An 8,771-nucleotide genomic window follows, 5' to 3' on the forward strand; every position below is an offset into this window, starting at 1 on the left:
TCAAAGTGCATTTTTATTGACTGTTCGTTATTTATAAGCAGACAAATTATGAAAACCTTGTGACATAAGGGCTTTTTGAGTGATTTACCAATATAGTGTTGTTGGCTGTCAAAATATATTTGATAGTTAGAATGTTTTCGTTTTAACTATTTAGTATAAAAAGCTTACCTATTATTTCCTTTAATTAAGCAATCCTTTATTACGGCAATCGAATTCCCGCAATTTGGACCCAAAACTAAAGACATATCACAAGTCGATCTATGACTACAAGAATAATCCTCGCCAAGATATCGATCGATACACTCAAATACTTCACTCGTTGACGACACTATACTAAATGATTTCACCATTTCTTGATATTCAGGAGTAAAATCCCCATTCTCTATCGACCACAAAATGGTAGGTTTTTCCGTAGCAAAACGTTCTATCAGAATACCACTCATATCGGAAACCAAAATGTCAGCGGCAACAAGAGTGTCGGTATAACCCTTAGATTCGTCCAGATATACATTCGACAAACTCTCGCAATGATTCTTAAAATCATCAATCTCTTTTAGACTCATTTCTCCAGTTTTAGCAAAATTTTTAAACATTAGCGGATGAGGTCTTATAACTAAACCAACCCCATCATGAGTTTTGGCATATTCAAGAAATGCATCTTTCAGTACTAAAAAATGACTTCCTCCAATTGCAGAATCAGTTGACCATCGAGGAGTCCAAAGAATGCGTTGAGAACATTCTATTTTTTCCCATACTCCTTCATTTTCTGGAGCAGCCAATCGCAGCTCATCAACGCTAGGTAGACCTACAGCAAAAGTAGTTTGGAGTTGAAGCTCAACACCTTCTTTATGCTTCTTATTAAAAAATAATTCCTCTGATAAGCATCCCGTAAAAAAATATCTAACATGGTTAAAATAATCATCATTAATCAATGCTTCTAATATTTTTTTCGAAAAGCATATGCTATACAAAATCGAACATAAACAACTGTACTTAGCAATCTCGGCACTTGTATAGACTTGCGGCATGCAAGAATTGTAAGGTCTTGAATGAAATACATAATCAGGTCGCAAGCTTCTCAAATCAAACCATTCGTCAGGACCAGTTAATGCATTTATTGCGTCATACCCATGAGAGATATACCAATCATAAGTGTCATTTGATAAATCTGCCTCATCAATAAGATGATTATTTTCTATGCCAAGAGGAACACATACAATACTTACCTCAAATCTATTATCTGTCATAAGATTTCGAAATAGAGGCTCTAGCTTATTCCATGATGGAATATATTGCGCAATAAAGACAACACGAATAGGACCGGGATCTCGTGGAGTCTTCTTTTGAGCCTCTAAAACTTTTAACGCCCGTTTCTGTTCTTTTTTCCGTTTTGCATTCTTAACTTGCTGAACTGTGCTGTATATAAACGCATTGGATTTAAGCATGCTTTTTAATTTACTTATTAAATCTGCCCTCTTTGATTCACTAGACATAAACGTTATCCTCGAAATCCCTTAACTACACCAATAATCTTCTTTCTAAAAATAATTGCGCATACACAACCAATCAAAACAACGATATATCGCGCAATTGCTGCTTGATACAAAAGAACGCATGCAAACATTGCTCCGATCATTACGACCGCCAAAATCGTCAATGTTTTCATGTCACAAATATCTCTGATTGTTAGTCCGGTTCTTTTTAAGGTCTGTCTGCAAGAAAGCCAGTTACACAGCCAAAAAAGAATATAGCTTGCCAATGTCGTATAACCAGCTGCAATATATCCAAATTGCGGCAAGAAAATAGCATTTAATACTATGTTGGTAATAGCTGCTACAAGCGATCCTAAAACCAGCATGAACCGAGCCTCAAACAAAAATTCTATATCTACAAAAACCTGCGTTAGGAACAAGAAGAACATGCTTGCAGCCACCGGAGGAATGATCCATCTTGCTTCAAAATATTGAGGAGCTGCCAGAATAATCATAATTTCAGGACCTATTAAAATAAGCATAGACATCATACATGCAACAAGTAATGCCAATGCATTAGTGGTATTAGGCACAGGTTCTAAATCGCCCTCTTTAATCTTTCTGTATTTCCAAGGAATAAATGAATTACTTATAGCCGATATGACAAAAGTTAAAACAACTGCAAAACTATAAGCTACTCCATATAGACCCGCATCTGCCATGCCGCATATCTGGTTAATCATTAATAAATCAGATGAATTAAAAGCCATCTGTGCCAAATAGTAGGGAAGCAATACAAGATTCATTCCTAATGCATATTTCCAAAACTTTCTATCAAAAAAGCATTTTCCCCGTTTAGCATTATAAAAATACAGAACGCTATAAAAGACAAATTGCACTAGCACCATCGACAGAATACGCATCTCCCCGCGCCCCGTCTCAACAGATAGCACCATCGCAATACCTAAAATAGGAATTAATGCTGAGACAAGCAGAGTGATTGCCACTATACCTTTATATTCAAAATCAAAGCGTTTCTTGCCTACCCAGAGACCAAATGCGAATTGAGCAAGAATCTCAATACCCATAATGGCGATCAGCACTGTTGGCAAGCCAGTTGCTTGAGATACTTGATCACAGAATAACAACAATATGGCAAACACTACAACAGTAATGAGTGTAACTAAGCTCTGTATGGATGAAATATAACGTTCTCTATCTTCCTCAAATTTGACCATAGCGGTATTAAATGAACCATATTGCAAGTTCAAAGTTGCAAAAATCGCAATCATTGAAAGCCATGTGTTATATACATTTGTCAGACCATAGTCTTCTGTGGTAAGCAATCTAGTAAAGATTGGAACAGTTAGCAGTCCGATACTCTTTTGGACTATGCTGCATACCGTATACCATACAGATGCTTTCATCTCTTTTGGTATAGAGAGATATTTATTTTTCAAAACTGACTTACGCTTTATCATTTACCAAATGAGAAAAATTGTCAGCGAGTATTCCATACCAATTTAGATCATAATATTTGTCATCGATGCAAAGCATATCCTTAGATGTACCCTCAAATTCAAAACCGACTTTCTCATAGAAGCGATTAGCACGCACATTATCAGTTCTAACGTTTAGATACACTTTGTGAAGATTAAGCTCCCTAAAGGCATAGTGTAAAACATCTAAGGTTGCTCTATTAGCAATACCTGTTCCGTGTGCTTTTGCTCTTGTACTGATAGCGTATTCAGCATTTCGATTCTTATTGTCGATATTTTTCAGACTGACAGTTCCCATATATTCATCATTTGCGTCTACAATGGCAAAGTGAAGAGAAAGCCCACCTTGTTTTGTTTGTTCTATAAAAGTGAGCACATCATCAAGTGTCATAGAACGAAAGTTATATTGAAATACCGATGCGATGTTGTCATCGTGCATCCATTCAAGCATGCCTTTAGCGTCACTTTCTCTAAGCGCCCTAAGACAGCCATATCGAAAATCATTGGCTATGGTATGCATATTCATTCCCTTAATAAAGCTTATGGCTTAAAAGTATTAATGGATTCGATAACCCGACAAATCTGCTCGTCTGTCATCCCATAAAACATAGGTAGACTAAGTTCAGTCTCGCTTATTTCTTCTGCAACAGGGAAATCTCCCTTTTTATATCCAAGAGATGTGTATGCTCCTTGCAAATGAATAGGAGTTGGATAATGCTTTGCACATTCAATACCGTTTTCTTTAAGGTGTTTCTCTAGTAAATCACGCTTTTTGCATCGTATTGCAAAAATATGCCATACAGGATCTGTTTCATCTATGACCTTCGGAAGCACAATACTAGGATTTGTTATACCCTCTAAATATGCCTTTGCAGTTCTTTTTCTATCCTTATTCCATCTATCAAGATTATCAAGTTTTACAGATAGAAAAGCTGCCTGAAGTTCATCTAGGCGAGAATTGACTCCCTCATAAATATGATGGTATTTTCTATCAGAACCATAGTTTCCAAGTGCTCTTATCTTTGCAGCCAAATCTTCATCGTTAGTAACTACGGCTCCTGCATCTCCCATAGCACCTAGGTTTTTTCCGGGATAGAAACTAAATGCAGCAGCTATACCAAATGATCCTGCTTTTTTGCCTTTATAAAGAGAGCCATGCGCTTGTGCAGCATCTTCTATGACATATAAGTTATGTTTATTAGCAATATCTAGGATTGCATCCATATCGCATACTTGCCCATAGAGATGAACAGATATTATTGCCTTTGTGTGAGAAGTAATAGCGCTTTCAATTTTGTTTGGAGATATATTGAATGTATCTATTTCCGGCTCAACAAAAATAGGCGTTGCGCCAACTCGTGTTACAGCTAATACGGTTGCTATAAATGTGTTAGAAGGAACAATAACCTCATCCCCCTTGCCAATGTTTAAGGCCATAAGAATTAAAGTAATAGCATCAAGACCATTACCACAACCTATGCAATGTTTAACGTTGCAGTACTGCGCAAAAGACGACTCAAACGCTTTACCCTCTTCGCCTAAAATATACCAACTTCTATCTATAACCCGCTTATAAGCCCCATCAAGTAAGTCTCTTATTTCTTTCTCCATTGGTCTAAAATCTACAAAAGGTACTGTTAAGTTAGTCATTGTTTTCTCCAATGTATTTTAAGAATTCATCATAGTCACGAATGTAGTCAGACTCGTCATATAGCTCAGATGCAAGTACTAGAAGAACCGCATCAGATGAAAAATCATACATTTCTCTCCACATAGCATTAGAAACATACAGCCCTTCATAGGGCTTTTCTAGTGGAACTATCTTCTTTTCATGCCCATTATCTAGAAGCACTTTGCATGAACCATGAATGCAAACCAATATTTGCTCTAGATTTCTGTGAGCATGAAAACCACGACGAACGCCTTCTCCAGTGTCGTACATAAAATAGACGCGCTTCACATGAAATGGAATATCTTTCACTTCTTCAAGTGCAACAAGCTGACCACGTTCATCTCCGTGAGGCTGAAACATATATTTAATTATTTGCATGAAGTCCTCTGATATTTTATTTATTACGCAAGCAGTGCTGAAGCCTGCCCCAACCTATGCGTGCTCATTAAATTTTTCTGGATGGTGACCGAGTTCCAAAATCATTTTGTAATTCTGGATATCAAAGTTTTTACACTTATAAAATGCTCTAATCATTAATGAACGCAAGCGAAATACAAATTCTGACGGTCTACGGAATAGAAGACTTATCTTATTTCTTATCGTTTTCGCCTGAGATTGATTACTTCTTTCTTTCATTTGTTTACGATATTTAAAATCAGGATATTTGTTTAAAAATAGGGTACAAAACGATTTAGCATCCTGCATTATTCTATTTTTGTTGTTTTCGGAAAGAGATGTCGATATTCCGGTTCCGTATTCATACCAAACCGTAAATTGATCTATATACAGTATTTTTTCGCCCTTATAAACCATCAGCTGAATTGAATAATCCTCGCAATATGTAACACTACCAAGAATTTCTGCAAGCGCACACTTCCACAGCAGCGTTCTAAATACAGGTAAAGCTCCAAGAATAAAATCTCCAAAACCAATCATATTGCGAGCGATAATCTGATTATTAATACATTTTCTTTTATAGGGATTAATAACAATGGGATTTCTTTTGTTGATAATTTCTATATTATCAACCCCATCCGAGTAATATATCGCTGCACCAAAACCTATATTCGCATTAGACGAATCCATTTTTGTTACTATTTCTTCTAAAACATTTGGTGCATATAGGTAATCACCAGGAGATATCGTTTTAACGTACCTAGAATTTACATAATTCGATGCCGCAATACAATTTCTCACTGTACCAACATTTTCATCCGCAGTTAAAAGCTTATAATTTTTGAAATGTGCCCTTTCAAAATAGTCATATATACAGGCAAAATTTGTTTCACGCGACCCATCGTCAGCTATTATTATCTCAAACCTAACATTTTGTTGCATCAGTATTGATGCAATAGTATTCAAGGTTTTCTGACAATCTGAATTATATGTAACAACTATAGCAGCAATGTCAAATTGAGTAGCATTCATCCATCTCTCAGCAATCCTCTCCAAATATTAGATCTTTCCAATCTTTCATAAGATAATTTCTCGCAGAATAAAGCTGGATTTTCTAACACGGTATCCAAATCAATGGTCGACATATCACAACGCAACAAGGTTTCTATTATTTGGTCTTCGAATCTATATCTAATAATCTTGGCAGGACATCCACCTACAATTGCAGATACTTTTTTAAAGGTTGAAAATCTTTTAGATCAATATCAGCATTTGTTAATACATATTGTACGGAAAAGCCTAAATCCAATAGTCCTTTTGCATAAATCCAAGCTAATCCGCGATAAGACAACCCAAAAGAATCTATTAGCGTTACTTTTTTAGTATCACTACAATATTCATTCTGATTTGTTGACGGCAAACGCTCTGAAAGAGAAGTAATTAATTCTTCAAGGCGTACATCCGTATAAATAAGATTGTAGTTATACATAAGTTTTGCTGCTTTTTTTGCATAATATACAGCCGAATTATAATTATTCTTCTCTAAACATTTTCTAGCTTGATTGACATAGCTCTCATAAAGAGAGGTAACATGTTCTTCTGAAATTTTCAGATTAAAAATCAAGCCAGCTCTCTCTTACACACATCGAGAAACTCTTTACTTAAAGGCGTATACAGCTCATCTAAATGACTCTCAATAAAGCTTGGAGTTAGTTTAGATAAATCTAGAGTCGCCAAGATTGAACGAGTTTTTTCATCGAATCGATATTTGATTATTTTTGCAGGGCATCCACCAACTACCGCATAAGGTGGCACATCTTTAGTAACAACTGCACCGGCAGCTACTACAGCACCCTGTCCTATAGTTAAACCATCTAGTATAGTAGCGCGATATCCAATCCAGACATCATCACATACTGTTATTCCACCTTTTGACCCAGCTTCAGGATCATCGTTAAACAACATTACCTTAAAAGGATAAGTGGATAGAGTATCAATTCTATGCTCATTATTGAGAACAAAAGAAACGTCTGGAGCTATTGAGCAATAGTCTCCAATAATCAATTTGCCTTGATTGTTGGACGAAAAGACATTCAGTATTCCATACGTACTTTTACCAACCTGAACTATGGAAGAATCAAAAGTATACGCATCTCCGGGTAATGTATGATTATGACGATTGCTCATCCGCCATTTAATTTTAGCGACTATATTGTTTAGTTTTGTTTTTATTCCAAACATACACCGTCAATAGCCCTTTTGAGAGCCTCCAAATATGCATACTTGTTTATAGTGTCAGGCTCTAAATACATTCCCTCGCCCCATTCATTCCAAGCTGAAAGAAAAGTGTATTCTTTACCTTGCGCTTTAGAGATTTCGGTCTTTCTGAATCTGGTGTTGTTTTGCCAATTTTTGCCTCCATTTTGGGTCTAGCAACACAACTCTTGTGGAAAGTTGTGTTGCTCACCTGCCCTGACCTAGGGTATTGCGATTTCATGCGGCAACTTTCATGCTTGTAGGGTGCTTCCGAGTAAATCTATTGATAACGATTTCCGATAACGCAGATACCGAAGCGTATCGGAAGCGAAAAAGCGGAGGATGCAAGGTGCCAACACCACCTCGCATCCTCCTTGCGGCATCTGCGTCATCGGAGGATTGGAGAACTCCTGTGAACAGCAGAGAAGCCAACAAGAAAAGAAGGCTCACGTATAAACAAGGCTTACTGCCCGATACATACGCAAGCGAGTGCACAAAGCCCGACGGCAGCGTTATTACTACACACGAAGTCGAGCTTGCAGCACTAAAAAGAATCGAACAAGGTGAGCATAACGCATGGAATGCACTCTGTGCCGAGGCGCTCGCAGAGAAGTGCTTCTCACACGGATGTGTTTTCGGCACAGGTACAATTGATGACTGCCCGGGATGGTGCTCCACCGCGATCGTTGGTTTTGAGAGTTGGGTGATGGCTTCATGAGTAGGATAAACCCAACAGATGTAGGTCTGTCGAGCACTGTTCGCGTCGACAAAGCAGGAGTTAACGCAGGCTTTTCTGATCTCTATGTCATCGTTGATGCTCCTGACCTTACCTGCCCCCGATGCGGACATGCCATGACAGGACATGGTAGTTTTTCCAAACGTATGGCGCACGTCGTAGGTGAGACACCCTGCACGCTGACTGTCAAGGTCAAAAGGTACAGGTGCAAAAAGTGCGGGATAACCAAAAACACACAGATTCCCTTCGCCTCTGTTGTAAGCCCTGTCATTACAGAGACGCTTGAAAACCACATCCTCGACTTTTTGAGAAGGCGGCAGACCATAACCGAGGCGGCATATGCCTGCAACGTCTCGCACGATATAGTGCGTCTTGTCATCAACAGCGTACATATCAGAAAGCCAAAGCTCCCGAAAATCCTGCTCACAGACGAGATCCATTCCAAAAGTCATCGGAAAACTGACACAGGAAAGCAGGTCTGTATCTTTTGGGCCTGTACTTATGACGATGCTACCGGATACCTGGTCGATGTCATAGAGGGTAGGGACGCAGATGACATGGACCAGTGGTTTGCACAATTCGGACTTGACGAGCGCAAACACGTTGCCTTCTTCTGATGATATGTCCATCGGGATGTTACACAAAGAGGCTCCGACCTGAACAAATGGTTTATTCAGTCCAAAATCTGGGCTAGCATCTAGGTGTCTCAATTCCCGTGATTCAACAATCACACAATGCCT

General features: G+C 38.1%; 10 protein-coding genes. 2 read left to right on the top strand and 8 right to left on the bottom strand.

Annotation, left to right across the window (positions count from 1 at the left end; translation table 11 throughout):
• Positions 1-164 precede the first annotated feature (164 nt).
• The 8 genes from G7Y46_RS08600 to G7Y46_RS08635 form a co-directional block, all read right to left on the bottom strand.
• Positions 165-1,493, bottom strand: coding sequence for a CDP-glycerol glycerophosphotransferase family protein (locus G7Y46_RS08600; protein ID WP_165253945.1), 1,329 nt, complete (start codon positions 1,491-1,493; stop codon positions 165-167).
• A gap of 5 nt (positions 1,494-1,498) precedes the next feature.
• Positions 1,499-2,932, bottom strand: a complete 1,434-nt coding sequence (locus G7Y46_RS08605) for an oligosaccharide flippase family protein (protein WP_165253946.1) — start codon at positions 2,930-2,932, stop codon at positions 1,499-1,501.
• A 7-nt stretch (positions 2,933-2,939) separates the two neighbouring features.
• Complete coding sequence (locus tag G7Y46_RS08610; protein WP_165253947.1) at positions 2,940-3,491, bottom strand: GNAT family protein; 552 nt, start codon at positions 3,489-3,491, stop codon at positions 2,940-2,942.
• A 20-nt stretch (positions 3,492-3,511) separates the two neighbouring features.
• On the bottom strand, positions 3,512-4,621 hold the full coding sequence (locus tag G7Y46_RS08615) for a DegT/DnrJ/EryC1/StrS family aminotransferase (RefSeq protein ID WP_165253948.1): 1,110 nt from the start codon (positions 4,619-4,621) through the stop codon (positions 3,512-3,514).
• Positions 4,614-5,021: an FdtA/QdtA family cupin domain-containing protein gene (locus G7Y46_RS08620; protein WP_165253949.1), complete on the bottom strand. Its 408-nt coding sequence runs from the start codon at positions 5,019-5,021 to the stop codon at positions 4,614-4,616. Before G7Y46_RS08620 ends, G7Y46_RS08615 begins: the two co-directional genes overlap by 8 nt.
• 54 nt (positions 5,022-5,075) lie before the next feature.
• Complete coding sequence (locus G7Y46_RS08625) at positions 5,076-6,071, bottom strand: glycosyltransferase (RefSeq protein WP_165253950.1); 996 nt, start codon at positions 6,069-6,071, stop codon at positions 5,076-5,078.
• Between the two features lie 184 nt (positions 6,072-6,255).
• Positions 6,256-6,663, bottom strand: coding sequence for a hypothetical protein (locus G7Y46_RS08630; protein WP_165253951.1), 408 nt, complete (start codon positions 6,661-6,663; stop codon positions 6,256-6,258).
• Entirely contained in the window at positions 6,660-7,280 is a 621-nt protein-coding gene (locus G7Y46_RS08635; RefSeq protein ID WP_165253952.1) for a CatB-related O-acetyltransferase, read from the bottom strand. Before G7Y46_RS08635 ends, G7Y46_RS08630 begins: the two co-directional genes overlap by 4 nt.
• Before the next feature lie 364 nt (positions 7,281-7,644).
• Between G7Y46_RS08635 and G7Y46_RS08645 the strand changes: the two genes are divergently transcribed.
• Together G7Y46_RS08645 and G7Y46_RS08650 are read left to right on the top strand one after the other, a co-directional pair.
• Positions 7,645-8,013 carry a hypothetical protein gene (locus G7Y46_RS08645; RefSeq protein WP_165253953.1) on the top strand — a complete coding sequence of 123 codons (369 nt, stop codon included), beginning with the start codon at positions 7,645-7,647 and terminating at the stop codon, positions 8,011-8,013.
• Positions 8,010-8,648 (top strand): ISL3 family transposase, encoded by a 639-nt coding sequence (locus G7Y46_RS08650; RefSeq protein ID WP_165253954.1) that lies wholly within the window; start codon positions 8,010-8,012, stop codon positions 8,646-8,648. The genes G7Y46_RS08645 and G7Y46_RS08650 overlap by 4 nt, the downstream gene beginning before the upstream one ends.
• Positions 8,649-8,771: the final 123 nt, after the last annotated feature.

Origin of the sequence: Adlercreutzia sp. ZJ304 (assembly GCF_011039075.1) — a bacterium.
Lineage (GTDB): Bacteria > Actinomycetota > Coriobacteriia > Coriobacteriales > Eggerthellaceae > Adlercreutzia_A.

Bases quoted from the DNA above. Each gene is read 5' to 3' on its own strand.
- G7Y46_RS08620 (WP_165253949.1), bottom strand. From the start codon at position 5,021: ATGCAAATAATTAAATATATGTTTCAGCCTCACGGAGATGAACGTGGT.
- G7Y46_RS08615 (WP_165253948.1), bottom strand. From the start codon at position 4,621: ATGACTAACTTAACAGTACCTTTTGTAGATTTTAGACCAATGGAGAAA.
- G7Y46_RS08625 (WP_165253950.1), bottom strand. From the start codon at position 6,071: ATGAATGCTACTCAATTTGACATTGCTGCTATAGTTGTTACATATAAT.
- G7Y46_RS08650 (WP_165253954.1), top strand. From the start codon at position 8,010: ATGAGTAGGATAAACCCAACAGATGTAGGTCTGTCGAGCACTGTTCGC.
- G7Y46_RS08610 (WP_165253947.1), bottom strand. From the start codon at position 3,491: ATGCATACCATAGCCAATGATTTTCGATATGGCTGTCTTAGGGCGCTT.
- G7Y46_RS08600 (WP_165253945.1), bottom strand. From the start codon at position 1,493: ATGTCTAGTGAATCAAAGAGGGCAGATTTAATAAGTAAATTAAAAAGC.
- G7Y46_RS08635 (WP_165253952.1), bottom strand. From the start codon at position 7,280: ATGTTTGGAATAAAAACAAAACTAAACAATATAGTCGCTAAAATTAAA.